Raw genomic sequence first — 23164 nt, 5'->3', positions numbered from 1 at the left:
TCCGGCACCAGGCGGACCCAGACAGACCGACCCCCTGCAGAGAGGACGAGTCCGCCATGCAGTTTACGACCCTGCGCTCCCGTGGGGGTGGCAGATGACCCCCGCCCAGATCAAGGCCACGCTGGCCGCCGTCAAGCAAGCGATCACCCCCAGCGGCAAGCCCGGCCTCACCCGGCCCGTCATCGACACCGGCACCCGCTGCACCAGCCCCGGATGCACCCGCTGCCGCAAGGGAGGCCAGCGGTGACCCGCGAGGACGTGCAGGGCTACGTGCAGGACCTGATCGCCTACAACGAGACCCGGCGGGGCGGGCAGGGCAGGCCGAAGCCGCCCGCGGAGCCGAGGCCGCCGGTGCGGCTGCCGGCCCGGCCGCCGAAGGCGGGGTGATCGGGGTGGGTCGGACCGATCACGATCAGACCGATCACGAGCGGGACATGGAGCGCCTGGCGGTGCGCATCGTGCGGATGAACCAGCGGGATGCGGCCCTGGCGCGGAGCGATCCGCGTAACGGTCAGGACCGGCGGCGGGACGGTGAGAGGTGAGCGGCAGGCGGCGGTGGCCCGCCGGCGCCGACACCGGCCGGGCCCAGCGGCTGTACTCGCCCTCGGGCCGGGCCATCAGCGCGCGGCAGGCGCGGCGTCCGCTGCAGACCAGCAAGCCGATGCCGGGCGAGCCGGTCAAGGAGGGGACGTGCCGTTGATCCCCGGTGAGTACCGGCGCCAGGACCTGGAGCGCATCGCGCGCGAGGAGACCGCCAAGGCCGCCGGCCGTGCCGAGCTCGGGCACACCTGGGCGGCTGACCGGCACCGGGGCAACGCGGCCGAGGCCATGCAGATGATCGCCGACGGCGAGTACGGCCGCAGGTCCGGAAACCACCAGTGGCGCTAGGGGACGTCGAGTCCACCTGGCCACGACAGCCCGGCCGGCAGACACCCGGGTGCGAGTCCCGGGCGGGCACGGACGACAGCGACCGATTCCCCAGTCACAAAGGAGGGCCGCATGGCCACCGACGAAGCCGGATGCGACTGCACGCCCGATGAGGCCTGCCCTGTCTGCGTCCCGTGCGACATCTGCCGCGAGGGGCCGCGGGAGTGCGGCTGCGAGGGCGGTGAGGACGGCGGCGGTTACACCTGCGACGGCTGTGACGGGTCCGGCTACCGCGTCCCGGAGCACTGCTGCGGCTGCGGCGGCTCGCCGTACTGCGTGCAGTGCCACACGTGCGGCGCCTCCTGCTTCGGGGCGTGCCGCTGCCCGGTGGCCGTCCGGTTGGACGGCGGGGGCGAGCTCGTCCTGTAGCCGTCGCACCGGCCCGGCCGGCAGGCACCCGGGTTCGAGCCCCGGGCGGGCGCGCAAGGCGGGGCGGCCCCCGATCCGCCAAGACACGAGGGCCGCCCCTTACTCCAGGAAAAGGAGCTCATCCATGATGACCGATCACGGCTGTGCCCCGCCGCCCCAGCGGCGGGCGGAGCCCCGCGAGGGCCCCGGCGCCGCGAGGGTGGTGGTGACCTCGTTCGGGTATGGGCACGGCCCGGCCCCGGAGGCGGAGCTGACCATCGACGCGCGCCGGTACCTGCGCAACCCGCACCACGACCCGGCGATGCGTCATCTGACCGGGCTGGACGCGGTGGTGGCCCGGCACGTGCTGGACACCCCCGGGGCGGCCGGCACCGTCGAGGCCGTCGTGGCGTTCGCCCGCGACCTGCTGACCGGCACCGCCGACACCGGCACCGGCACCGACGGCCGGTCGGGTCCGGTGCGGATCGCGGTGGGCTGCGCGGGCGGGCGGCACCGCAGCGTCGCGCTCGCCCAGGCCATCACCGACCGCCTGACCGGGCTCGGCATCGCCGCCCGGGCGTGCCACCGCGATGTGGCCAAGCCCGTCATCCGGCCCGCCTCGCCGGCACCGATGCCACCGGCCCAAGCGGAGGCCGTCACGGAGACCGCCGCGGAGGCGGGGCCGGTGCGCGTGGCGCAGCTGGCGGCGGTGCGGGTGCTGGCCGGTCTGCTCCAGGCCGATCTGCCCGTCGCGCACTGGCGCGTCAGCGAGGCATGCCCGGGCGAGCTGACGGCGCAGATCGGTACCTGGCGGGCCGGCGAGGGCGAGCGGACCACGCGGATACGGGCCTGGGCCGCGGCCCTGGGCGGCATCGCGCGGTGGACGCCCGACATCCACGTCAGCTGCGAGGGCGGGGACTTCAGTGTTCAGGCGGACGCCGGGGGTGTGCCGGTCCGCGTGTGGACCTATCTGAGCGGCGCCCCCGCCGCCGGGACCGATGGGGACCGGCCCGGCGGAGACGAGACGGACACCGGCGAATCCGGCGGGTCCGGTGCCGGGTGCGAGGCGCTGCGTGCGGCCGTCGCGGTGCTGGGCGGGCTGCTGGAGGCCGACAGGCCGGCGGCCGACTGGCAGATCAGCGACCGCTGGGGCCTGTCGGGCCAGATCCGCGTCCACTCCGCCGGTGACGCCGTCCGTGCCGCAGCGGTGGAGTGGTGGGCGGCGGAGCTGGGCCTGACCCTGCGCTGGCAGCCCTACGCTACCGGCCGGCCGGGCGGGGCGTGGCTGGCCGCCGGGAGCGTCGGCGACGTCCGGGTGGAGGTGTGGACCTGGCTGCCCGCCGACCCCGCCGACTCCGGCGGCATCCCCGGCACCGCCGCCGACGGCGGTGACCAGGCGGAGGGCCGGTCGTGACCGCGAGCCTCGACCTCGCCACCGACGCCGACACCGTGCCGGACGTGATCCTGGCCCTGACCTTCGGCGAGTTCGCCACCGCCCTGTGCTTCTCCCCCATGCCGGCGACCGGGCGGCACACCGCCGAGCAGGTCATCGGCTGGGTGCTCGACGGCATCGACCGGGCCGGGGGCGTCGCGGCGGTGCGCCGGATCGACCAGGAGATCCTGGCCGCGCTCCGCTACGGCGACTTCGACGGGGTCAACGACCGGCACTTCCCGCTGGGGGAGCGCCGCCGGCGCGCCGGCGACCTCGCCGACGACCTCACCCGCTGGCTGACCGGCCGGGGGCCAGCCCGCCCAGGGGTGATGCCCCGATGAGCGACCGGACGTACTACGAGATCGCCATGGAGCGCCTCGCCGAGGACCTCCGCGAGGCCAACGAGCGCGACGCGAAGGCCGCCGCGACCGACCCCCGCAACGCCGACCAGCAGGGGGTGCGGCGGTGACCACGACCATCGACCCCCGCGACAAGGGTGCGGCCGCCAGGTCCTGCAGGCCATGTCCGACCTGCCCGAACGGCCACGCCCTCTCCGGCGGACCGGTCGCGTTCTGGTGCCCGTGCGGCACCACGTACGCCGCGGACCTGGACAACGAGTTCAGGGGCGCGGCATGAGCGCCGAGAGCGTCCGCACCGGACGCGACGCCCCGCCCGATGACGTGCAGCCCCTCTACTCGCCCAAGGACCGGGCGCGTACCGCCGAGCAGGCCCGCCGCCCCATCCAGACCAGCAAGCCGAAGGAGGACCGGTGAGCAGCAAGTACCGGACCGTCAAGGCCACCCAGGTCCGCCCCGGCGACAAGTTCGCCAACGGGGACGAGGTCACCGACACCTTCCGCGACCCGATCGACGGCGGCGTGTACATCCGCACGCACGACGGCGACTTCGGCGGCGTCGAGCCCGACACCCGATTCCGCATCCACATCTAGGAGGAGCCGTGCCGCTGATCCCCAGCGACTACAACCGCGCCGACCTGCAGCGGATCGCCCGCGACGAGTCCGCCCGCGCCGCCCAGCGGTCGGAGCAGGGCCACACGTGGGCCGCCCGGCAGCACGAGGCAAACGCGGACGAGGCCCTGACCAGGATCGCCAACCGCCAGTACGGCAGGAGGAAGCGCTGAGGTTGCGGATCGCGCCCGACCTGACCGGGCGCGTGTCCGGAGCAGAGCGCTCCACCAGATCACAAGGAGACCCATGAACAAGCGCGAGCTCGTCGAGACCGTCGCCGAGGCCACCAAGCTCGACAAGAAGGACGTCAAGGCCGTCATCGACGCCACCATCGCCGCCGTCCAGGTCGCCGTCGCCGCCGGCGACAAGGTGACCGTCCCCGGGTTCATCACCGCCGAGGCGGTCCGGAAGCCCGCCCGTATCGCCCGCAACCCGCAGACGGGGCAGCCGGTCGAGGTCCCGGAGACGTGGAAGCCGCGGATCGTCGCGGGGTCCGCGTTCAAGGACCTGGTCAGCGAGAGCAAGGCGCTCGCGTCGGCGTAGCACCGTCCGGCCGCGCCCGATCGAACGGCGGGCGCGGCCGGGGCCGACCACCGACCACAACGAAAGGAAGCGACATGGCGACCGGAGGATCCACCTACCTCTACCGCGACGGCGTCGACTACCGCGTCACCGCAGAGGCGACCTCCACGGACGGGCTGTTCGAGCTCTCCGTCTACTGCCGCAGGTGCGGGCCCGCGGGAGGCAAGTACGTGCCCGACCTCCTGCTCGCCCGGGAGGCGGAGGCGATAGCGGCTGATCACGCGAGGCGTCGGCGCTGACCGCCCACCAGCCCAACCACCTCTGACCGTCCCGCCCGCTGTGGGCCCGCAGACCCACCCCGGCCCGCCCGGGGTGGGTGTCCAGACCCCCAGCACGCCGCCACCCGACCACCCCGACCACACCAGGAGAGACCATGCAGACCGCCGCCACGCCCGGCGACGAGCCGACGCCGCAGGACATCGCGGGTCTGCTCGCCGAGGCCGAGCGCATCGCCGCCGACCACGCCCCTCCCGCCGAGCCTCCCGCGCCGCCCGGGCCTGACGTGCAGGACGCGCCCGCGCCGCTGTTCGGCCCGGCCGTGCCCGCCGACGGCTACAACGGGTTCTTCCGCGAGAGGTGCCCTGGGTGTCGCCGTCGCGACGGCTATCACGATCTGGACTGCTCCGCCCTTGACGAGGCCGCCACGGCCCCGCCCGCCCGGCCCGTCCAGCCGGGCGAGGCCGGCGACCCCGAGGACGCCGACGTCAGCGGGGACCTGGAGGACTTCGCCGGCGTCGGCGAGGTCGCGCCGGTGGACGCGGGTGAGACGCGGCGGGTGCGCCAGCTGCGCGCCCGGGTCGCCGAGGCGCACCGCCTGGTCGAGCTGCAGGACGACCAGGCGCTGCTTGAGGTCGAGACCGACAAGGTGCGCAAGCGGCGGCTGAAGGTCAACCAGGCGGCCCGGTTGTACGCGCTGGGGCAGGACCCGCGTGCGCTGGCCTGGCGCGATCAGAAGGTGCGGCGCACGGTCACCGCGATGGTCATGTCGGCCGCCGGGATCGCGCTGTCGGTGTCGTCGATCGGCGTGCAGGGCTCGGTGTCCACGGCGCTGGAGCTGAAGGAGCGCAGCCTGGCGTGGTGGGCGGCGTTCGGTGTGGAGCCGGCGCTGTCGCTGCCGCTGCTGGCGGCGGTCGGGGTGCAGGCCTACAGCGCGATGCGCGGCAAGGTGGTCGACCGGCGCAGCCCCGAGGGCAAGCGGCTGACCCGGGTGGAGGCCCTGCTTTTGGGGCTGACCCTGCTGCTGAACTGCTGGCCGGCGCTGCCGGGCGTCGCCGGCGACTTCGACGCGCTGACGCTGGTGGTGCACGCGCTGGGGCCGGTGGCGGCGGTGACGGCGGTGTGGGTGCTGCCCACGCTGTGGTCGCTGCTGGCGGTCCTCCCGATGCCCGTCGGCGATCGGTCCCCGGCGGTGTCGCCCGCCACGTCCCCCACCGGGTCTGACCTGGGAGGGAGGACCTCGGAGGAGGGGGCGGAGGAGCCCCTCGGAGGAAGGGGCGGAGGAGCCCCCCGCCAGGAGTCTTCCAAGGGCCGGACGCCCGAGGAGCACCGTGCCGAGCTGCAGCGCCTGATCGCCGCCGGGAAGTTGCCGCCGCGCCCGTCCGCACGCGCGATTCAGCAGGCGCTGCACTGCCGGGAGGAACTGTCCCGCCTCCTGCGCGACGAGCTGCGGTGCCCGGGAGGTGCGTGATGGCCGGCCGTGAGAGGCAGTTCCCCGGGGTGCCCGAGAGCGTGGGCCAGGTGCGCGAGTTCGTGGCGTCCTGCCTGCCGCCCGCCTGCCCGCCGGCGGTGGCCTGCGATGTGGCGCTGTGCGTGTCGGAGCCGGCGTCCAACGCGGTGCTGCGTTCGGCCAGCGGCGCCCCGGGCGGGACGTTCGTGGTGCGGGTGCGCGTCGACGACGCCCACCAGGCGGTGGGCGTGGACGTGGTCGACCAGGGCCCGGCCCTGGCGCCGCTGCCCCGGGTGGCCCCGGGCGGGTACGGCCTGCGGCTGGTCCAGGCGCTGGCCGCCGCCTACGAGGTCGTCACCACCCCCCGCAGCCGCTCGGTGTCGTGCCGGCTGGACTTCCAGCAGGTGGAGGCGGCCCGGTGAGCGAGTCCATGGTGCCTGAGCCGGCCGCCCGTCTGGCCGGGGCGGTGGGGGGCGTGGTCGTGGTCGCGGTCGCCGCCGGCGAGGAGGGCCAGGCGTCGATGGAGATCGACTGCACCGGCACCACGCCGCTGATCACCGTTTCCGGGGATCTGGCCGCCGTCCCGGCTCGCCTGTACGGCGTGGCCGCGCACGAGGCGGCGCACTGCGTGCTGGGGCACACCGACCGGCGGCGGCGGTGGTGGCGGCTGGCCGCAGCGGGGGCGGCGTGGGCCGGGGTGGGCGCGGGGTCGGCGGCCCTGGTGACCGGCGCGAGCATGCTGCCGGCGGTGGCCGCCGCGGTGGTGTCGGTGACCTGTCTGCTCATCGGCGCGGCCCTGGGGCGGCGTGCCGAGTACGCGGCCGACGCCCACGCGGTGCGGCTGCTGGAGGCGGCCGGGGTGCCGGGGCGGCAGGCTGTGGCCGCCGCGCTGGCGGCGATCCCGGCCGAGTCGGCGTGGTATCGGGCGGGCGGGTGGCTGGTCGACGGCCACCCGCTGCGCGCGGCCCGTCTGCGCAGGATCGCGGGTGGCGCGTGATGACCCCGGCGAACAGCGCGAACACGCCGAACGCGACGTGCCCGGCGGGCACGGCGGCCGGGGCCGTGCGGCACCGCCCGGTCATCCGGCGCGACCGCGACGCGTCCGGCTGGGTCTACCGGATGCGCCTGCGGGGAGATCGGCGAGCGGCAGCCGGTTCGCCGCCTCGCCGAGCGGGACCTGAACGAGCACGTCAAGGCCCTGCCGAAGGTCCCGGCGGACCGGCAGTGCCGCCACCCCAAGGAACACGACCGCCGCCCGTGGGAGCCGTGCGGGCTGTGCGCGGGCCAGCTTTCCCTTTTGGACCTGGAGGTGACCGAATGACCAACCAGACCGCTGACCAGCTCTTCGACCGGCTGGCCGAGGTGCCGCTGCAGGCGGCCGGGCGGTTCCGCGCCCTGGTGGACGAGCTGGGGGCGCAGTACCCGCTCTGTGCCGAGGGGGTCGCCCGGCTGGAGGAGATCCACGACGCGCAGGCGCGGCTCGCCGCCGACTGCGCGCGGGCCGTTCGCGTCCTGCGGACGGGCGGTGCCTGATGGTCGAGAAGACCACGACGGCCGCGCCCGAGCAGGAGACGGTCCCGGCCTCGCCCGGTGAGGGCGAGCCCGGCCAGCCTGGGGCGGATCAGTGGGGGCAGATGCCCGCCGATGCGCCCGCTCGCGCCGACGACCCCGGCGACAACGACCAGGACGACGAGGACGACGGCGGTGAGCAGGCGGGGGTGCCCGCCGGGATGCTGCTGCTGGGCGGCCTGGCGACGGTGGTGCTGGGGCTGTTCGGCCTGTACCAGGTGGCCGGTTGGTGGGGGGTCGCCGGTGCCGGCGCCGCCGGTGCGGGTGCGGTCGCCTGGCGGCAGCACCGGCACGGCGACCGCGACCGCAGGCAGGACAAGCCCGGAAAGACCGGCGCCGGGACCGGCGGGCGCTCGCGCAGCGTGCTGGGCGAGCTGTTCGGCGGCGGCCGCGCCGGGGGGCGTGCGGGCAAGGGCCGCGTTCCGGCCGCCCACGGGTCGACCGGCCGCACCACGGCGACCGGGCGTCTGGGCGGCCGCGCGGGCGGCGGTGTGCCCGGTACGGCGGGCGCTCACGCGAGCCGGTCGACCGGGCGGACCGGGCGGTCGCTGGGGCGGCGGATCGCGGCCGCGCTGGGGGTGCGCGGCCGCGGGCCGGACAAGCACACCGACCGGGCGGGGGCCGGTCACCGCACGCGCGCCGCCGGCGGTGTGCGGGGGTGGCTGAAAAGACGGCGCCGGGCATCGGCCGGTGACCAGGACCAGCAGGACCAGGGGCAAGACCGGCGGCAGGGCCGGCGGCGGGACGGGCGGGTGTCCAAGGGCGCGCGTGCCGTCCGGCGCTGGGCGGGCGCGGCCGCTCGCGGGGTCGGCGGCGCGATCGGCGGCGGGGTGCGGCGGGCGGCGATCTGGGCCGGCCGGCGCGCGGGCGGCCGGTTCAGCACCGCGTGGGCCTCCGCCCGGCAGGGCCGGGGGCTGCGGGCCGCGCGGCGCCGGGCGCTGGCCGTGCTGGGCGGCCGTCACCGCAGCTGGGGCACCCAGGTGACGGCGGCCGTGGTCGCGGTGGCCGCGTGGCTGTCCGGCCCGTGGCGTCGCCGGCGGGAACGCCGCAAGGCCGACCGCCGGCACCAGGAGCAGGACCAGGAGCAGACTCCGCACGGCCAGACCGCGCCGGACGCCCCCGGCGGCGACGGCGATGGCGAGGGCGGCGGTGAGCAGGACGGGCGCACGCCCGAGCAGGCCGGCCCGGACAAGCCCGGGACCGGCGAGGTTCCCACCGATCACACCAGGAGGAGAAGGATGTCCGGATTCCCGATGGTCGCGCTCGCGGCGGAGATGCACGCCGCGGCGGCCGACTACGCCACCGACGACATGATGATCGTCGCGGCGCACCTGGACCAGTTCGGCGAGCTGCCCGGCAACGTCGCGCTGGCCATCCGCACGCTGGCGGCCCGGCTGGAGGCCGAGTACCCGGTCGACCACCCGGTGATCGAGCTGCTGTCGCAGATCTACGCCGGGATGGCCGCGCTGGTCCCGCTGGCCGAATCGGTCGGGCCGACGTTCCGCACGCTGCACCAGGCCGACATCGCCCGCCACGAGACGCCCCGCACCGGCGAGCAGAAGTGGAACGTCCACTGACCCGGTGCCGCGTCCGGTCGCCTCGGACCTGCCCGGTCTGGCAGGGGCTGGGGCGGCTCACCCGGCACCGGATCCGACGGGTCCCCGCCTTACCCGATCAGCACTCAGCACATCCACGCGATGGAAGGGAACGCCGCAGTGCACGCCAGCAGGAAGAACAAGCCCGCCAAGCCCGCCAGGGCGGCCAGGGCCGCTGCCGGTGCGGATTGGTCGCTGGTCCCGCGCGGCCCGGTCTCGGGCGCGGCCGTTGGGGCGCTGGGCCTGGCCGCCGCCGCCGCGGTGGGTCACCAGGCCGGCCTTGAGGCGTGGTGGGCGGTGACGGCCGCCACCGTGGGCGGCATCAGCACGCTGGTCACCGCCCAGAATCTGACCCCGGCCGCGCTGTGGTACCGGCTGGGCCTGTGGATCGGCGGCGGCGGCTGGCTGACCTGGGCATGGCTGTTCACCCCGTGGGAGCGCAACACCCTGCTGAGCCTGGCGGCCGGGGCGCTGACCGCCGGTCTGCTGTCCCCGCTGGGCCGCCGCAAGGCCCGGCCCCGGCCCGGCGTGGCCGGTGTACCGCAGCGGGCCGGCGGCGTGCTGATGCGGCGTGCCGACAGCCAGCTGATACAGCAGTGGCAGGCCCGGTTCTTCCGGGTGTGCCGCCTGCAGGTGCAGGTGCTGGACGTGCAGTGGTGGCCCGGCCGGACCGGCTACACCCTGACCTGCCTGATGCCGCTGGGCAACGCCCCGCTGTCGCGGATCGAACAGGCCGCCGACACCTTGGCGATCGACGCCCGGCTCCCGGAGGGCTGCGGGGTGGAAAAGCCCGGCCCCGGCTCGCACCGGGGCGAGTTCACCCTGCGCGTCTCGGTGGTCAACCGCCTGATGGAGCCGGTGCCGTATGAGCCGGACGCGGGGCCGGACGGCATCGACGAACCGCTGCCGTACGGCGTCTACCGCGACGGCACCCCGGCCCTGGCGGCGCTGCGCGAGCACTCCGGGGTCATCGTCGGGGCGCGGGGCGGCGGCAAGACCAACCTGCTGCACGTGACCACCGCCCGCGCCGGCCGCTGCCGCGACGCGCTGGTGTGGCACATCGACCTCAACGGCGGCGGCATGTCGCAGATCTGGCTGCACCCCTGGCTGGAAGGCCAATGCGACCGCCCGCCGATCGACTGGGCGGCCGGCACCCCCGGCGACGCGCTGGAGATGGTCCAGGCCGCGCTGGCGATCGCCAAGGACCGCAAACGCACCTCCCGCCGCCTGAAGATCGCCGCCAACAGCAACCTGCTACCGGTCTCCCCCGACCTGCCCGAGATCGTGCTGCTGCTGGACGAGGGAGCCGAGATCCTCTCGCCCCGGCACACCGACCCGGTGCGCAAGGGCATCCGCGAAGGGGTGGAGGAACTGCAGCGCATCGGCCGCAACGAGGCCGTCAACGTCATCGTCAGCGCGCTGCGCGCGACCATGGACATGATCCCCCGCGCGATCATGACCCAGGCCGCCTGGAAGGTCGGCTTCCCGGTGGAGGAGACCGCGGAGCTGGCCTACCTGTTCGGCATGGAGAAGTACGGCTCCTTCAACCCCGACAACGACCTGCCCACCTCCGGCTGCGTCTACGAACGCGACGGGCGGGCGCCGATCCGCCCGGCCAAGGTCGAGCTGATGCAGCCCGCCGACATCCTGTCCGAAGCACTGGTCATCGCCCGCACCCGCCCCGAACTCGACGCCGCCGCCGTCCGCGCCGCCGGCGCCGCCTACCAAGACCGCTACCAGCGCATGGCCGCGGTGTTCGCCGACGGCGACCTGGAGGCGCTGCAGGCCGCCGAACTGGCCGCGCTAAGCCGCACCGCCGGCCTCGCCGGTGGCGGGGGCGGGGGTGCGGCACCGCCCGCCCGCGGGCGCGCGCATCTCAGCGTGGTGCCCGCCGTCCCGGACGCGTCCGCCCTTGCCGTCGCAGGGGCGTCAGGCCCGGCAGCGACCTGGGCCGACCCGTATGAGCTTGGCCACCGCCAGGCCGCCACGTCGACGGTGACCGGCCCGGCCTCCTGGCCCGACCCGCCGATGACCCGCCGCACCACCCCGCGCCTGCACGCCCGGCAGATGCACCCGATCCCGCCCGGCCCGGACGCCCCCGCCGACCCCGTGCGGCCGATCCCGCAGATCCTGCTCCGCGCCCTGGCCGTCTTCGACGCCGAACGGGCCGGGCGGCTGCACAGCGAGGAGCTGGCGGCCGCGCTGAGCGTCGTGTCCGGCGACGGGCGCCCCGACCCCTACGCGCTGGCCGCGCTGCTGCGTCCGCTGGACGTCAGCACCCGCCCCAACAAGTTCATGCGCAACGGCAAGGACCGGCGCGGCTACGCCCGCGAGGACCTGCAGGCGGCTGCGGAGCGTATCAGCCGCGGCGAGATCGACGTCCCCGAGGAGGTGGCCGCCTGGCGCCCGGCCGCCGGCTGACCTCCCCCGGGGGAGTCCCCCGGGGGACCTCCCCCGGCCCCCAACCCTCCCCCGGGGTCCCCCATCCCCGAGCCACCAGGGCGGACGGCCGATGTGGGGGAGGTGGGGGACCCCCACGACCCCCCCTCCAAGGCCCGCCCGCAGGCCCGTCACCCCCACCTCCCGGCCTCCCCCACCCCGCTCCGCCCGGCTCGCCGGCCGGCCCCTGGGCTCCAAGGGGACCGTCCCGACCGAGCACCACCCGTTCATCACCCACCGTCACCACAGGAGGAACCACGTGGACCACACCGAGATCACTTTCACCCACCCCGACGTCCTGACCCGCGGCGTCACCGAGGGCTGGGCCGACCCCGAGACCGACCCGACCCGGATCGACTGGACCGAGCGGCTCAAGCACGCGGCGATCCCCTTCGCCGTGGTCGACGGCCGCCCGCTCAACCCGCACGCCCCGACCGGGATCCGGCACGGCAGAAATCAGCTGGGGCACTGGGGCGAGCAGCTGTGCGCCGACGCCGTGGTGACCGCCACCACCACCGACGGATGCCGCGTGCTGCTGATGGTCGAGCGCGCCGACGGCCACGGCTGGGCGCTGCCCGGCGGCGCCGTCGACCCCGGCGAGACCCCGCTGCGGGCGGCGGTGCGCGAGCTCGCCGAGGAGACCGGCCTGACCTTCCCCGGCATCCACTGGCAGGCGCTGCCCGCCCGCTACGTCCCCGACCCCCGCGCCAGCGATGAGGCGTGGATGGTCACCGTGCCCTGCCGGGCCGACATCGGCACCGTCGACTACGGCGCGTTCCCGCACCCGGTCCCCGCCGACGACGCCAGCGACGCGGCGTGGCTGCCCGCCGGCAACTACGTCGCCTTGACCTGTTTCCTGGAGGAGGTCTTCGGCGGGGACGTGTTCCCCGCCCACCAGCAGCTGCTGAAGGACCTGCTCGGCTGCCCGCCGGTCGAGGTCACCTCCTTCGGCTACGGCCACGCCGCCCCGCCCGAGGCCGACATCGTCCTCGACGGTAGGCGGCTGTTCCGCAACCCGCACGCCAGCCCGGCCATGCGCGCCATGACCGGGCTGGACCCGGCCGTGTACGAGCACGTGCTGTCCACCCCGGGCGTGCGGCAGGTCGTCGACCACACCGCCGCGTGCGTGCGCGAGCTGCTGGCCGCCACCGGCCAGAGCGTCCGCGTCGGCGCCGGATGCGCCGGCGGCCGCCACCGCTCGGTCGTGATCGCCCGCGCCCTGGCCGACGAGCTCGCCGCCACCGGGGTCGACGTTCGCGTTCACCACCGCGACGTCGACAAGCCGATCATCCAGTAACCGCAGACGGGCGCGTACCAGCGTGACCATCCGCCAAGACCGGTTCACGCCGGACGCGCCCGCAACCCCCATCCATGCAGATCAGGCAGATTCAGGAGGCGTCTCCATCATGACCCACACAGCCGAGCCGCAGGCCTGCGGGCAGCGGCTCACCGTCGGCGTCTTGCACGCCCTGCGAGGCGAGACCGGCTCGGTGCGTACCGAGCTGACCCGTATCGACGCCAAGGCGTCGGCGTTGATCGGATGGGCCGGGGCCGCCGTCGCGGTGGTGTCGGCGGCCGCGACCGTGGCGACCGTGCCCCTGCTGTCCAAGGCTCTGACCGTCGGCGCCGCCGGGCTGCTCGTCGCCGCCGCCGGGCTGCTGCTGGCCATCATCCGCCCGCGCGTCCCCCGCAAGGGCGCGGTCGGATTCGCGGCGATCGCGGGCGCCCGCGGCGCCGAGGAGGTCCTGGAGCAGGTGCCGATCCTGATTGAGGACCAGTGCCGCCAGGCCGCCGCCGAACTGCTGCTGCTGTCGCGGATCGCCCGGGACAAGTACCGCAGGCTGCGCCTGGCGGTCGATCTGCTGCTGGCCGCCCTGCTCGTGCTCGCCGCCGCGTTGGCGCCGGCGGTGACCGCATGACCGGCCGACGCGAGATCTCCGAGGCCGAGGCGATCGGCACGCTGCTGGCCCGTCTGCCCGACGCCGACGCCGGCGTCCTGCTGGAGCTGGGCCGTACCTGCCCCGACGAGACCGCCCGCAAGACCGCCGCCCGCATCGACGCCGCCCTGCGGCGTCTGCGCACCCACCTGGCCGACCTCATCGACGACGCCCACCGCCAGGCCATCGCGGCCGAGGAGTGGATCGCCTCCCTGGAGACCCCGACCGATTCAGGGGCGTGAACTCCCCGCGGCCTCGCCCACCCGTCGACCACACCGCAAGGAGGCTTCATGAGCATGATCGGACGCACCTATCTGGAACGCGGCCGGCCCGTGGTCGTGCCGGCGTCCTGGGGGCCGCCGATCCGCCCCGGCGACCGGCCCGGCCCGCGCATCGCTCCGGCCACCCCCTCGGGTCCGGCGATCCCGGCGCACGGCACCGGGCCGCGTAACGTGCTGATCCGCCGCGCCGGCGGCGAGCTGGTGGTGCGCCCGTTCCGGGGCCTTCGCCGCCTGCCCGAGGTGACGGGCCGGTGAGCACTCATTCGAGGTTGCGGTTCGCGCTGGCCGCCGCCGCCCGCGGCTGGCATGTCTTCCCGCTCGCGTGCGGTGACAAGGTCCCGCTGGCGGGCTGGCGGTGGACCAGGAAGGCCACCACCGACCCGGCCACGGTCCGCCGGTGGTGGGCGCGGGCACCGTACAACATCGGGATCGCCTGCGGCCCCTCGCGTCTGGTCGTGCTCGACCTGGACGTGGCCAAGCCCGGCGAGGTCCCGCCCCCGCAGTGGGATCTGCCCGGGGTGGCCGACGGCGCGGACGTGCTGGCGGTGGTATGCGAGCGGGCCGGGCAGCCGCTGCCGACCTGGGAGACCTTCAGCGTGCGGACCCGGCTGGGCGGCATGCACCTGTACTACACCGCCCCCGGCGGCGTCGAGCTGGGCAACACCCGGGGCGAGGACGGCGGCGGCCTGGGCTGGAAAATCGACACCCGCGCGAGCGGCGGCTACGTCGTCGGCCCCGGCAGCGTCGTCGATCTGCCCGACGGGGCCGGCGCCTACCAGGTCATCCACCCCGCGCCCCCCGCGCCGCTGCCCGGCTGGCTGGCCGAGCGGCTGCGCCGGCCGCCGCTGCCGCCGCAGCATCCGGTGACGGTGCCGGTCGCCGCCGACCGGCGCGGCGCCTACCTGCGGTCGGCGGTGCTGGCCGAAATCGGGCGGGTGACCGGCTCGCCGCCTAACGGGCACAACAACGCGCTCTACCACGCCTCGGTCGCCCTCGGCCAGTTGGTCGCCGGCGGCGAGCTGGATGAGGCCGATGTGATCGCCTGGCTCGCCCAGGCCGCGATCGCGGTGGGGCAGCGGCCCGGCGAGGCCCGCCGCACCATCGCCTCCGGGCTGCGCGCGGGGGCCAGGCGGCCGCGGAAGGTGGCCGCGTGAGCCGCACCCCGCACGTGCAGATCGGATCCGGGCCCGAGACCATCCGGGTGCTGAAGGCCGCGCTGGCCGACCGGCTGCTGCCCGACACCTATGTCGCCGGCGGCGCGCTGGTGCACATGGAAACCGTCTCCGGCGGCCTGGTCAGCCCGGCCGCCGACGAGGACTGCCCGCTCCCGGTCACCGCCAGCACCCTCACCCCCGCCACCCTGGCCGGGCTGCTGGCCGAACACGCCTACGTCTACCGGCTGCGCGCCCGCAAATCCGGCGGCTTGCGCGAGGGCGGCGGCACCGGCACCGGCACCGGTGAAGCGGGCGGTGCCGGTGCCGCCGGTGCCGGGGTGGAGCTGTTTGAGGAGGAGGTCACCCCGCCCCGCGACATCCTCGCCTCGGTACTGGCCGGAAAGACCTGGCCCGGCGTCCCGCCGCTGCGCGGGGTGATCGGGGCACCCGTGCTGCGCCGCGACGGCACCCTGCTGCAGACCCCTGGCTACGACCCCGCCACCGGGCTGTATCTGGCGGCCCGCGTCGCCATGCCGCCGGTGCCCGACCGGCCCACACCCGAGCAGGTGCGCGCGGCCCGCGAGTTCCTGCTGAACCGGTTCCTGCGGGACTTCCCCTGGGCCGGGCCGGCCGACCGGGCCAACTATGTGGCGCTGCTGGTCACACCGATCCTGCGGCACTTCACCCGGAGCCTTGCGCCGTTCGCGCTGATCGACGCGACCATGCCCGCCTCGGGCAAGTCCATCCTCACCGGCGGCCCCGGCATGCTGTACGGCCAGCGCGTCATCCCCTGGGCCTACGCCGAAGAGGAACTGCGCAAGAGCATCACCGCCGTGCTGGCCGAACAGGTCGGCGTCGTGGTCTGGGACAACCTGGCCGAAGGCACCGTCATCGACTCACCCACCCTGGCCCTGCTGCTGACCACCGGCGTCTGGTCCGACCGCCAGCTGGGCGCCTCGCGCACCATCGCCACCGTCAACGACCGGCTGTGGATGGCCACCGGCAACAACCTCCAGGTCGGCGGCGACATGGCCTCGCGCACCGTCCGCGTGCACCTGGACCCCGACATGCCCCGCCCCGACCAGCGCGACCAGTCCCGCTTCGGCATCCCGCACCTGGACCAGTGGATCACCATCCCGGCCAACCAGCACACCGTGCTGCGCCACCTGCTCATCCTGGTCCTGGACTGGACCGGCCATGGCGCACCCCGCGCCGCCGGCCTGTCGATGCGCCAGTTCACCCCCTGGGCCCAGGCCCTGGGCGGCTTCCTGGCCCACCACGGCATCGACGGCTTCCTGACCAACGCCGCCGACGTGGCCGCCATCGACGAGGACGAGTCCCGCTGGCGCGCGTTCCTGGCCTGCTGGCACCAGCTGCACGGCGCCACGCCGATGACCGCCGCCGAACTGCGCCGCTCGGCCGAACCCGACCACGCCGACGGTCAGGAGCTCGACACCTGGGACGGCCAGTTCATCACCACCCACACCGGCCGCCTGCCCAACCCGCTATCGCTGGGCCGGCTGCTGACCGGGCAGGTCGGCCGCTGGCGCGGGCCGTACGTCATCCGCTCGGCCAAGAACGACCGCGGCGACCGCAACGTCTTCTGGGTCGAACACCATGCGTGAGCACACCACGGCCGCAAGGCCGGTTCACACCGGAGAACCGCTGAAACATCTCCGCATCTCCGCATCTCCGCACACTCTCTTCTCGCCTGCGCAAACACCTGCGGAGATCTTGGAAGGGCGCGGAGGTCCATCTCCCGATCTCCGCAGATTCTGCGGAGATGGGCCGCCGCTGCGGAGGTGGCCCCCCTCCAGAACTTTCTATCTCCGCAGCCATCCGCCCTGGTCAGAACCGGTCGTGCGGAGGTGCGGAGGTGTGGCGATGTTTCAGCCCTCCCCGCACAGAACGAGCGCCGCCGCCCTCACCCCATGACCTGAACCCTCACTGTCCGTAACGACCAGCCGAACTCCGAGGTCCACATGAAGATCCGCATCATCTCCCTGCCCGAGGAGGCCGAACAGGCCGCCGACCTGATCGCCCGCGCCCTCGACGTCATCGAGGTCAGCGAGCCGTACCCCAGCCGCGGCAACAGCCGCAACGTCCGCATCTACATCGAGGCACGACTCCCCTGACCACCGGCACCGCGTCAGCTCACACATAAGAAGCGGCCCCGACCGAACCGACCAAAGCACGTCGGGGCCGCACCACCTGTCAAAGGAGGCACCACCATCATGGCCACGGCCAAGTCTGAGGAGAAACTCACGGTCGATGAGATCTGCAAGGACCTGCGGATCAACCGGCGCACCTTTTACGACTGGCGCGCGAAGGGGCGCGCGCCGCGTTGCCTCAAGCTCCCCAACGGCGACCTTCGCGTCCGTCGCGGCGACTACGAGAGCTGGCTCAAGGAGCGCGAGGAAGTCGCTTGATGAAGGACATCACCTACGACGTCCGCGTCTACAAGACCGAGGTCTACAGGGGCAAGAAGGTCATCACGTACTACGTGCGATGGAAGGTCGGAAAGAAGCCGCGGCGCAAGTCGTTCCGGAACGCAGCTCAGGCCGACACCTACAGAGGCGAAATCCAAGCCGCTGCCCGCAAGGGAGAGGCGTTCAGCCTCCTCACCGGCGAGCCGATTTCCTGGGGCCGCACGGATCGCCGGGTCATGAGCTGGTACGACTTCGCCTGCAAGTTCGTCGACATGAAGTGGAAGAGCGCATCGGCGAAGTACCGCCAAGACATCGCCCGCGCACTCATGGCCGCCACCCCCGCCATGCTCGCGAGCGAGCGTGGCAAGCCCGACGACATCATCCTCCGTACGGCTATGCGCCGATGGGCCTACAACACCAAGCAGCGGGGGAGGGCCGTCGGTGCCGTGGCCGCCGCTCTCCTCTGGCTGTCGACCAACACCAAGCCGATGTCCGAGCTCGCCGATGACCCCGCTCTGGTGAGGGCGATGCTGGACATGGCCACCTCGCGGCTGGACGGCAAGCGAGCTGCGACGAGCACGATTCTGCGGAACAAGACGATCCTGCAGAACGCCCTGGACTACGCGGTGGAACTCAATCTTCTTCCGGAGAACCCGTTAAAAGGCCTCAAGTGGAAACCGCCGAAGAGCACCCATGAGGTAGACCGCCGCAGCGTCGTCAACCACGCCCAAGCCCGTGCTCTGCTTGACGCCGTCCGGGCACAGAAACCGAGCGGCGAGCGCCTGGTGGCGTTCTTCGCGCTGATGTACTACGCGGGACTTCGGCCAGAGGAAGTCGTCCACCTGCGAGTTCACAACATCACCCTGCCACCCCTGGTCTTGAACGGGACCGGCGAACAGAAGGAGACCGATGAGGCGTGGGGGGAACTCCACCTGGCCGCTGCGGCCCCGTTCGCCGGGCGGGAGTGGACCGATGGCGGCACTCTGCGCGAGGAGCGTTCGCTGAAGCACCGGGCGGACGGTCACACCCGCCTCGTGCCGATGCCGCCCGCACTGGTGAGGATCCTTCGCGCCCATCTGGCCGCACCGTACGGTAAGGCCGCCGACGGCCGGCTGTTCTCCGGGGTGCGTGGGGGAGAGCTGCCTAGCATCACCTATCGGCGCGTCTGGGCGAAGGCCAGGAAACAGGCCCTCACCGAGCAAGAGGTCGCCTCTCCGCTGGCCAAACGCGTCTATGACCTGCGGCATGCCTGCGTCTCCACCTGGTTGAACGCGGGGGTCGCACCGACACAGGTCGCCGAGTGGGCCGGCCACAGCGTCCAGGTGTTGCTCAGGACCTACGCCAAGTGCATCAGCGGGCAAGACGAGATCGCCAAGCGACGGATCGCCGACGCACTCAAGCACGACCTCGAGTGATCGGGGCTCGCTTCAGAATCTGCGCACGTATTTGGCACACCCAACCGCAGTCATCCGCTGTCAGCCGCACACCACCGCCTACGACACGAGAGCCCCTGACCGGCGTTAGGGCAGGTCAGGGGCTCTTTCATACTGATCGTGGAACGCGCGCCCTGCAGGATTCGAACCTGCGACCGTCGGATTAGAAGTCCGGTGCTCTATCCAGCTGAGCTAAGGGCGCTCCTGCCTCATTGTGCAGGATCCGGGGAGTGCCTGTGCATCTGATATTGCATCGGTAGGGTAAACGAGTAATATCGCGTTGGCGACGATGGTGGATCTCCGCTGCGTGGACGCCGCTGGACCGAGCCATTTGCCGAGGACGGGGGTCGGTGGGGCGTTTGGTGGTCGGTGAGGACGATACTCAGCTCCGAGGCGGTCGCGGATTCGTGTGGAGCGGCTCGGGACCGAATTGGGATCTTGCGGAGCAGGGCGTCGTCGATGTGGTCGGCGAGTGTGTGGACGGGGTTCTGCCGGCATTCGGATGATGTTCGCGCACGTCAGGCTCGGGGTGCCTGTCCGTATTGTGGGGGAATTTCGCTGCGTGATCGGGTAAGGAGGGTTACCCTTGTGACCCATGTCTCTGAGCATGGCCCTGCCCGAGGTTTTCCTGGGTGGGGGAGAGGTCACCGAGGGAGTCGTGCGCGTCGGCGACACTGTGCGGCGGCCGGTGCGGGTGTCGACGCCCGCCGTCCATGCCCTGCTCACGCATCTGGAGGCCGTGGGGTTCGACGGTGCGCCGCGTGCGCTCGGGGTGGACGAGCGGGGCAGGCAGGTTCTGTCCTTCATGCCGGGCGAGTCGGTATCGCGGCCGCTTCCGCCTTTTGCGGTCAGTGATGCGACCCTGGTTGCGCTTGGGCGGCTGCTGCGCCGTTTTCATGATGCCGTGGAGGGGTTCGTCCCGCCGCCTGGGCTGGTCTGGGAGGACGGGTCCGGTGACGACGGGGAGCCTGAGATCGTCGGGCACTGCGATGTGACTCTCGAGAACGTCATCTTTCAGCGTGGCGTACCGGTGGCTCTGATCGATTTTGATCTGGCGCGGCCTACGACCCGCCTCTTCGACGTCGTCACCACGTTGCGGCACTGGGGGCCCATCGCCGATCCCGTCGACGCCGATCCGCTGCAGCGGGGGCTCGACGTCGGGGCCCGGCTTCGGTTGTTCTGTGACGCGTACGGGCTGGCGCCTCGCGATCGCCGCCGCGTCGTCGAGGTGGCCAGGTTGCGGTTCGGCCGTTCTTACGCGGCGATGCGGGCCCGTGCGAGCCGCGAGGGCGGGGGATGGGCGCGAATGTGGGCCTCCGGCGCGGGGGACCGCATCCGCAGGGCCGCCGCGTGGCTTGACGCGCATCAGGAAGAACTTGAAAGACATCTTTTTTGATGAGAAGCGTCGTGCTTCGGGGGCCGCGCCGAGTGGGAACCGTCTGTCGGTCGGGTCGCGACTGCGTTCGGATGGGCGCGGCCGCGGCCGTTGGCCTGCTTGTGGGCGCGGCCGCGGACGCGGTGTTCGCCGACCCGCGGCGAGGCCATCCGGTGGCGCTGTTCGGGCGGGCGGCGTCCGCGATCGAAAGGCGTCTGTACGCCGACTCGCGTGTCAGGGGAGCGGCGTACACGGCGGTGTGCGCGGGTGGGGCGACCCTGATCGGGGTGGCGGCGCATCTGCTCACCCGGCGTCGTCCGGTGGCGCGGGCCGCCGTGACCGCCGCCGCCACGTGGGCCGTGCTCGGCGGCACCACGCTGGGGCGTGAGGGGGCGTATATGGGCGCGGCCCTGGAACGTGGGGACGTCGCGGCGGCTCGGGCGCGGCTGCCGCATCTGTGCGGGCGCGATCCGTCGGGGCTGGGCGAGGATGAGCTGGCCCGCGCGACCGTCGAGTCGATCGCCGAGAACACCTCCGACGCCGTGGTCGGCCCGCTGGTCTGGGGGGCGATCGGTGGCGTGCCCGGTCTGCTCGGGTATCGGGCGATCAACACGCTGGACGCCATGGTCGGGCATCGCTCGCCGCGCTACGAGCGTTTCGGCTGGGCCTCCGCACGGCTGGACGACGTGGCCAATCTGCTTCCGGCCCGGGCGACCGCCCTGCTCACCGTCGTCAACGCGTCCCGGGTCGGGGGTTCGGCTCGGCGGGCGCTCGCCGTACTGCGGAGGGACGGTCATCGCCATCCCAGCCCGAACGCCGGGCGGTGCGAGGCCGCCTTCGCCGGTGCGCTGGGGGTTCGCCTGGGCGGGGCCAACGACTATGGGGGCCGGATCGAGCATCGCCCTCACCTTGGCGACGGCGACGGTCCTCGCGTACCCGATATTTCCCGATCGGTACGGCTTGCGCGTGCCGTCGGCCTGTCCGCCACCGGCCTGGCCGCGATCGCGGCGGCGATGCTCGGCTCCAGAGGCGGCCGAGCGCGTCGCTGGGCCGGCACGGGGCCTCGTTCGGTACGGTCGGCTCGTGCTTTCGGCCTGTCCGCCACCGGCCTGGCCGCGATGTTCGGCTCCAGGCGCGGGCACGTGCGTCGCTGAGCCGACGCCGACTGCGGCGATCGCCGATCTTGGTGGCCGGTTGGCTCGTCGCCGTGGCCCAGGGGGATTGCGGCTCTGTCTTCTCGTCGCGGTTTGGGGGAATGTGACATCTTTGTCCCATGGCGCGAGGGGCACTGCTGGTCGCGGGGACGGCGTCCGACGCGGGGAAAAGCGTGGTCACGGCGGGGATCTGCCGGTGGCTGGCGCGGCAAGGGGTGAAGGTCGCGCCGTACAAGGCGCAGAACATGTCGCTGAACTCGTTCGTGACGCTCGACGGCGCCGAGATCGGGCGGGCGCAGGCGATGCAGGCGGCGGCGTGCGGGCTGGAGCCGAGGGCCGACATGAACCCGATCCTCCTCAAGCCGGGCAGCGATCGGCGCAGCCAGGTCGTCGTGCTGGGCAAGGCGATCGCCGACGTGGACGCGATGGAGTACGGCGCGTACCGGGATCGGCTGCGGGAGATCGCGGTGGCGTCGCTGGAGCGGCTGCGGGCCGAGTACGACGTGGTGATCTGCGAGGGTGCGGGCAGCCCGGCCGAGATCAACCTGCGGGCGGGGGACATCGCGAACATGGGGCTCGCCCAGGCCGCCGGGCTGCCGGTGATCGTCGTCGGGGACATCGACCGGGGCGGCGTCTTCGCCTCCCTGTACGGCACGCTCGCCCTGCTCGACGCCGCCGACCAGGCGCTCATCGCCGGATTCGTGATCAACAAGTTCCGGGGCGCGGACGAGTTGCTCGCCCCCGGGCTCGACATGCTGCGCGAGCTGACCGGCAGACCCGTGTACGGCGTGCTGCCCTGGCGCGAGGGCCTGTGGATGGACGCCGAGGACTCCCTCGCCCTCGCCACGGCCCCGCCCGCCCGGGAGGCCGCGACCGGGGAGAGCCTGCGCGTGGCCGTCGTACGGCTGCCGCGCGTCTCCAACTTCACCGACGTCGACGCGCTCGCCGCCGAGCCCGGAGTGATCGTCAGGTTCGTCACCACCCCCGGCGAGGCCGAGGACGCCGACCTGCTCGTTTTGCCGGGCTCGCGGGCGACGGTGGCCGACCTGGAGTGGCTGCGCCGTACCGGCCTGGCCGACGCGGTCGCGGACCGCGCCCGGCGGGGGCGCCCGGTGCTCGGCATCTGCGGCGGCTACCAGATGCTGGCCCGCGACATCCGCGACGAGGTGGAGTCGGGCGCGGGTCTGGTCGAAGGGCTCGGTCTGCTGCCCGCCACCGTCGAGTTCGGCGCGGCCAAGACGCTCGGCCGCCCGGTGGGGGAGGCCTACGGCCGGCCCGTCGCCGCGTACGAGATCCACCACGGCGTGGTGACCGCGACCGGCGGCGAGCCCTTTCTCGACGGCTGCCGACTGGGCGCGGTGTGGGGCACCACCTGGCACGGCGCGATGGAGAACGACGGCTTCCGGCGCGCGTTCCTCGCCGAGGTCGCCGCCGTGGCCGGGCGGAACTTCACGCCCGCTGCGGACACGTCGTTCGCCGAGCTGCGCGAGCGCCGCCTGGACGCGCTCGGCGACCTGATCGAACGCCACATGGACACCGCGGCGCTGCTGCGCCTGCTGGACAATGGGGTGGAAAGGGATCTGCCGGTCCTGCCGCCCGGAGGAGCGTGACGGAGATGCGCCTGCTGCTGATTGCCGCCCTCGTGATCGCACTGCTGGCCGCGATCAGTTTCGGCATGGCCTGGCTGTCCAGAAAGACCGCGGAGGCGCGCCGCCCGGCGGCCGAGGATCCGCGCGAGATCCTCAAGCGCCGGTACGCCGCGGGCGAGATCGACGAGGACGAGTACCTGCGCCGGATGTCCGGCCTGTCACAGGACTGGTGACCCCCGCCGAAGCGTCGGCCGGACAACGGCCGTGCCCTCGCCTCGCCGGAAACC

The 23164-nt window shown here is 73.7% G+C and carries 33 protein-coding genes and 1 tRNA gene; 33 read left to right on the top strand and 1 reads right to left on the bottom strand.

The window, feature by feature from the left end:
- Window positions 1–94: 94 nt before the first annotated feature.
- The 29 genes from AB0K60_RS07190 to AB0K60_RS07050 all read left to right on the top strand — a co-directional run bounded on the left by AB0K60_RS07190 (window position 95) and on the right by AB0K60_RS07050 (window position 18741).
- Entirely contained in the window at window positions 95–247 is a 153-nt protein-coding gene (locus AB0K60_RS07190; protein ID WP_364049553.1) for a hypothetical protein, read from the top strand.
- Window positions 244–387, top strand: a complete 144-nt coding sequence (locus AB0K60_RS07185) for a hypothetical protein (RefSeq protein ID WP_364049551.1) — start codon at window positions 244–246, stop codon at window positions 385–387. Before AB0K60_RS07190 ends, AB0K60_RS07185 begins: the two co-directional genes overlap by 4 nt.
- Window positions 388–538: 151 nt before the next feature.
- Window positions 539–700, top strand: coding sequence for a hypothetical protein (locus AB0K60_RS07180; protein WP_364049549.1), 162 nt, complete (start codon window positions 539–541; stop codon window positions 698–700).
- Entirely contained in the window at window positions 691–888 is a 198-nt protein-coding gene (locus tag AB0K60_RS07175) for a hypothetical protein (RefSeq protein ID WP_364049547.1), read from the top strand. Before AB0K60_RS07180 ends, AB0K60_RS07175 begins: the two co-directional genes overlap by 10 nt.
- A gap of 111 nt (window positions 889–999) precedes the next feature.
- Window positions 1000–1296, top strand: coding sequence for a hypothetical protein (locus tag AB0K60_RS07170; RefSeq protein WP_364049545.1), 297 nt, complete (start codon window positions 1000–1002; stop codon window positions 1294–1296).
- Window positions 1297–1420: 124 nt separating this feature from the next.
- Window positions 1421–2689, top strand: coding sequence for an RNase adapter RapZ (locus AB0K60_RS07165; protein WP_364049543.1), 1269 nt, complete (start codon window positions 1421–1423; stop codon window positions 2687–2689).
- Entirely contained in the window at window positions 2686–3048 is a 363-nt protein-coding gene (locus AB0K60_RS07160) for a hypothetical protein (protein ID WP_364049541.1), read from the top strand. Before AB0K60_RS07165 ends, AB0K60_RS07160 begins: the two co-directional genes overlap by 4 nt.
- Entirely contained in the window at window positions 3045–3176 is a 132-nt protein-coding gene (locus AB0K60_RS07155; protein ID WP_364049539.1) for a hypothetical protein, read from the top strand. The genes AB0K60_RS07160 and AB0K60_RS07155 overlap by 4 nt, the downstream gene beginning before the upstream one ends.
- Entirely contained in the window at window positions 3173–3343 is a 171-nt protein-coding gene (locus AB0K60_RS07150) for a hypothetical protein (protein WP_364049537.1), read from the top strand. The genes AB0K60_RS07155 and AB0K60_RS07150 overlap by 4 nt, the downstream gene beginning before the upstream one ends.
- Window positions 3340–3480 (top strand): hypothetical protein, encoded by a 141-nt coding sequence (locus tag AB0K60_RS07145; protein ID WP_364049535.1) that lies wholly within the window; start codon window positions 3340–3342, stop codon window positions 3478–3480. Before AB0K60_RS07150 ends, AB0K60_RS07145 begins: the two co-directional genes overlap by 4 nt.
- Window positions 3477–3656, top strand: a complete 180-nt coding sequence (locus AB0K60_RS07140; RefSeq protein WP_364049533.1) for a hypothetical protein — start codon at window positions 3477–3479, stop codon at window positions 3654–3656. The genes AB0K60_RS07145 and AB0K60_RS07140 overlap by 4 nt, the downstream gene beginning before the upstream one ends.
- 8 nt (window positions 3657–3664) lie before the next feature.
- A complete protein-coding gene (locus AB0K60_RS07135) occupies window positions 3665–3847 on the top strand; it encodes a hypothetical protein (RefSeq protein WP_364049531.1) in 183 nt (60 codons plus the stop codon).
- A 73-nt stretch (window positions 3848–3920) separates the two neighbouring features.
- On the top strand, window positions 3921–4217 hold the full coding sequence (locus AB0K60_RS07130) for an HU family DNA-binding protein (protein WP_364049529.1): 297 nt from the start codon (window positions 3921–3923) through the stop codon (window positions 4215–4217).
- A 74-nt stretch (window positions 4218–4291) separates the two neighbouring features.
- Window positions 4292–4495, top strand: coding sequence for a hypothetical protein (locus AB0K60_RS07125; RefSeq protein WP_364049527.1), 204 nt, complete (start codon window positions 4292–4294; stop codon window positions 4493–4495).
- Window positions 4496–4629: 134 nt separating this feature from the next.
- Entirely contained in the window at window positions 4630–5943 is a 1314-nt protein-coding gene (locus AB0K60_RS07120; RefSeq protein WP_364049525.1) for a hypothetical protein, read from the top strand.
- Window positions 5943–6344, top strand: coding sequence for an ATP-binding protein (locus AB0K60_RS07115; protein WP_364049523.1), 402 nt, complete (start codon window positions 5943–5945; stop codon window positions 6342–6344). The genes AB0K60_RS07120 and AB0K60_RS07115 overlap by 1 nt, the downstream gene beginning before the upstream one ends.
- Window positions 6341–6919 (top strand): M48 family metalloprotease, encoded by a 579-nt coding sequence (locus AB0K60_RS07110; protein WP_364049521.1) that lies wholly within the window; start codon window positions 6341–6343, stop codon window positions 6917–6919. The genes AB0K60_RS07115 and AB0K60_RS07110 overlap by 4 nt, the downstream gene beginning before the upstream one ends.
- A gap of 320 nt (window positions 6920–7239) precedes the next feature.
- Entirely contained in the window at window positions 7240–7455 is a 216-nt protein-coding gene (locus tag AB0K60_RS07105) for a hypothetical protein (protein WP_364049519.1), read from the top strand.
- Complete coding sequence (locus AB0K60_RS07100) at window positions 7455–9068, top strand: hypothetical protein (protein WP_364049517.1); 1614 nt, start codon at window positions 7455–7457, stop codon at window positions 9066–9068. Before AB0K60_RS07105 ends, AB0K60_RS07100 begins: the two co-directional genes overlap by 1 nt.
- Before the next feature lie 138 nt (window positions 9069–9206).
- On the top strand, window positions 9207–11507 hold the full coding sequence (locus AB0K60_RS07095) for a hypothetical protein (RefSeq protein ID WP_364049515.1): 2301 nt from the start codon (window positions 9207–9209) through the stop codon (window positions 11505–11507).
- A 277-nt stretch (window positions 11508–11784) separates the two neighbouring features.
- Window positions 11785–12822 carry an RNase adapter RapZ gene (locus tag AB0K60_RS07090; RefSeq protein WP_364049513.1) on the top strand — a complete coding sequence of 346 codons (1038 nt, stop codon included), beginning with the start codon at window positions 11785–11787 and terminating at the stop codon, window positions 12820–12822.
- A 109-nt stretch (window positions 12823–12931) separates the two neighbouring features.
- Window positions 12932–13444 (top strand): Pycsar system effector family protein, encoded by a 513-nt coding sequence (locus AB0K60_RS07085; protein ID WP_364049511.1) that lies wholly within the window; start codon window positions 12932–12934, stop codon window positions 13442–13444.
- Complete coding sequence (locus tag AB0K60_RS07080; RefSeq protein ID WP_364049509.1) at window positions 13441–13704, top strand: hypothetical protein; 264 nt, start codon at window positions 13441–13443, stop codon at window positions 13702–13704. Before AB0K60_RS07085 ends, AB0K60_RS07080 begins: the two co-directional genes overlap by 4 nt.
- Window positions 13705–13752: 48 nt before the next feature.
- The gene (locus AB0K60_RS07075) at window positions 13753–13998 is read left to right on the top strand and encodes a hypothetical protein (RefSeq protein ID WP_364049507.1); all 246 of its coding nucleotides are present in this window, start codon (window positions 13753–13755) and stop codon (window positions 13996–13998) included.
- Window positions 13995–14897 carry a bifunctional DNA primase/polymerase gene (locus tag AB0K60_RS07070; RefSeq protein WP_364049505.1) on the top strand — a complete coding sequence of 301 codons (903 nt, stop codon included), beginning with the start codon at window positions 13995–13997 and terminating at the stop codon, window positions 14895–14897. Before AB0K60_RS07075 ends, AB0K60_RS07070 begins: the two co-directional genes overlap by 4 nt.
- Window positions 14894–16522: a hypothetical protein gene (locus AB0K60_RS07065; protein WP_364049503.1), complete on the top strand. Its 1629-nt coding sequence runs from the start codon at window positions 14894–14896 to the stop codon at window positions 16520–16522. The genes AB0K60_RS07070 and AB0K60_RS07065 overlap by 4 nt, the downstream gene beginning before the upstream one ends.
- Window positions 16523–16879: 357 nt before the next feature.
- On the top strand, window positions 16880–17032 hold the full coding sequence (locus AB0K60_RS07060) for a hypothetical protein (protein WP_364049501.1): 153 nt from the start codon (window positions 16880–16882) through the stop codon (window positions 17030–17032).
- A gap of 99 nt (window positions 17033–17131) precedes the next feature.
- On the top strand, window positions 17132–17326 hold the full coding sequence (locus AB0K60_RS07055; RefSeq protein WP_364049499.1) for a helix-turn-helix domain-containing protein: 195 nt from the start codon (window positions 17132–17134) through the stop codon (window positions 17324–17326).
- Window positions 17326–18741 carry a tyrosine-type recombinase/integrase gene (locus AB0K60_RS07050; protein ID WP_364049497.1) on the top strand — a complete coding sequence of 472 codons (1416 nt, stop codon included), beginning with the start codon at window positions 17326–17328 and terminating at the stop codon, window positions 18739–18741. Before AB0K60_RS07055 ends, AB0K60_RS07050 begins: the two co-directional genes overlap by 1 nt.
- A 146-nt stretch (window positions 18742–18887) precedes the next feature.
- On the opposite strand, the gene AB0K60_RS07045 is transcribed toward AB0K60_RS07050, so the two are convergent.
- Window positions 18888–18961, bottom strand: a tRNA-Arg gene (locus tag AB0K60_RS07045).
- 393 nt (window positions 18962–19354) lie between these two features.
- Here AB0K60_RS07045 and AB0K60_RS07040 point away from each other — a divergent pair.
- The 4 genes from AB0K60_RS07040 (at window position 19355) to AB0K60_RS07025 (ending at window position 23110) form a co-directional block, all read left to right on the top strand.
- Window positions 19355–20155: an aminoglycoside phosphotransferase family protein gene (locus AB0K60_RS07040; protein WP_364049495.1), complete on the top strand. Its 801-nt coding sequence runs from the start codon at window positions 19355–19357 to the stop codon at window positions 20153–20155.
- Window positions 20156–20226: 71 nt separating this feature from the next.
- Window positions 20227–21288: a cobalamin biosynthesis protein gene (locus tag AB0K60_RS07035; protein ID WP_364049493.1), complete on the top strand. Its 1062-nt coding sequence runs from the start codon at window positions 20227–20229 to the stop codon at window positions 21286–21288.
- Between the two features lie 119 nt (window positions 21289–21407).
- A complete protein-coding gene (locus AB0K60_RS07030) occupies window positions 21408–22898 on the top strand; it encodes a cobyric acid synthase (protein WP_364049491.1) in 1491 nt (496 codons plus the stop codon).
- 5 nt (window positions 22899–22903) lie between these two features.
- A complete protein-coding gene (locus AB0K60_RS07025) occupies window positions 22904–23110 on the top strand; it encodes an SHOCT domain-containing protein (protein ID WP_364049489.1) in 207 nt (68 codons plus the stop codon).
- Window positions 23111–23164 lie beyond the last annotated feature (54 nt).

It is taken from the genome of Thermopolyspora sp. NPDC052614 (genome assembly GCF_040678635.1).
In the GTDB taxonomy this organism is placed as follows: Bacteria; Actinomycetota; Actinomycetes; order Streptosporangiales; family Streptosporangiaceae; genus Thermopolyspora.
The sequence above is the reverse complement of the archived record's forward strand: the minus strand, read 5'-3'. Positions and strand labels throughout refer to the sequence as shown.

What these genes read in the sequence shown, in the direction of transcription:
- AB0K60_RS07190 (WP_364049553.1), top strand. Translation starts at nt 95, where the DNA reads ATGACCCCCGCCCAGATCAAGGCCACGCTGGCCGCCGTCAAGCAAGCG.
- AB0K60_RS07170 (WP_364049545.1), top strand. Translation starts at nt 1,000, where the DNA reads ATGGCCACCGACGAAGCCGGATGCGACTGCACGCCCGATGAGGCCTGC.
- AB0K60_RS07165 (WP_364049543.1), top strand. Translation starts at nt 1,421, where the DNA reads ATGATGACCGATCACGGCTGTGCCCCGCCGCCCCAGCGGCGGGCGGAG.
- AB0K60_RS07155 (WP_364049539.1), top strand. Translation starts at nt 3,045, where the DNA reads ATGAGCGACCGGACGTACTACGAGATCGCCATGGAGCGCCTCGCCGAG.
- AB0K60_RS07145 (WP_364049535.1), top strand. Translation starts at nt 3,340, where the DNA reads ATGAGCGCCGAGAGCGTCCGCACCGGACGCGACGCCCCGCCCGATGAC.
- AB0K60_RS07130 (WP_364049529.1), top strand. Translation starts at nt 3,921, where the DNA reads ATGAACAAGCGCGAGCTCGTCGAGACCGTCGCCGAGGCCACCAAGCTC.
- AB0K60_RS07125 (WP_364049527.1), top strand. Translation starts at nt 4,292, where the DNA reads ATGGCGACCGGAGGATCCACCTACCTCTACCGCGACGGCGTCGACTAC.
- AB0K60_RS07120 (WP_364049525.1), top strand. Translation starts at nt 4,630, where the DNA reads ATGCAGACCGCCGCCACGCCCGGCGACGAGCCGACGCCGCAGGACATC.
- AB0K60_RS07115 (WP_364049523.1), top strand. Translation starts at nt 5,943, where the DNA reads ATGGCCGGCCGTGAGAGGCAGTTCCCCGGGGTGCCCGAGAGCGTGGGC.
- AB0K60_RS07105 (WP_364049519.1), top strand. Translation starts at nt 7,240, where the DNA reads ATGACCAACCAGACCGCTGACCAGCTCTTCGACCGGCTGGCCGAGGTG.
- AB0K60_RS07100 (WP_364049517.1), top strand. Translation starts at nt 7,455, where the DNA reads ATGGTCGAGAAGACCACGACGGCCGCGCCCGAGCAGGAGACGGTCCCG.
- AB0K60_RS07085 (WP_364049511.1), top strand. Translation starts at nt 12,932, where the DNA reads ATGACCCACACAGCCGAGCCGCAGGCCTGCGGGCAGCGGCTCACCGTC.
- AB0K60_RS07080 (WP_364049509.1), top strand. Translation starts at nt 13,441, where the DNA reads ATGACCGGCCGACGCGAGATCTCCGAGGCCGAGGCGATCGGCACGCTG.
- AB0K60_RS07075 (WP_364049507.1), top strand. Translation starts at nt 13,753, where the DNA reads ATGAGCATGATCGGACGCACCTATCTGGAACGCGGCCGGCCCGTGGTC.
- AB0K60_RS07060 (WP_364049501.1), top strand. Translation starts at nt 16,880, where the DNA reads ATGAAGATCCGCATCATCTCCCTGCCCGAGGAGGCCGAACAGGCCGCC.
- AB0K60_RS07055 (WP_364049499.1), top strand. Translation starts at nt 17,132, where the DNA reads ATGGCCACGGCCAAGTCTGAGGAGAAACTCACGGTCGATGAGATCTGC.
- AB0K60_RS07050 (WP_364049497.1), top strand. Translation starts at nt 17,326, where the DNA reads ATGAAGGACATCACCTACGACGTCCGCGTCTACAAGACCGAGGTCTAC.
- AB0K60_RS07040 (WP_364049495.1), top strand. Translation starts at nt 19,355, where the DNA reads ATGTCTCTGAGCATGGCCCTGCCCGAGGTTTTCCTGGGTGGGGGAGAG.
- AB0K60_RS07035 (WP_364049493.1), top strand. Translation starts at nt 20,227, where the DNA reads ATGGGCGCGGCCGCGGCCGTTGGCCTGCTTGTGGGCGCGGCCGCGGAC.
- AB0K60_RS07030 (WP_364049491.1), top strand. Translation starts at nt 21,408, where the DNA reads ATGGCGCGAGGGGCACTGCTGGTCGCGGGGACGGCGTCCGACGCGGGG.
- AB0K60_RS07025 (WP_364049489.1), top strand. Translation starts at nt 22,904, where the DNA reads ATGCGCCTGCTGCTGATTGCCGCCCTCGTGATCGCACTGCTGGCCGCG.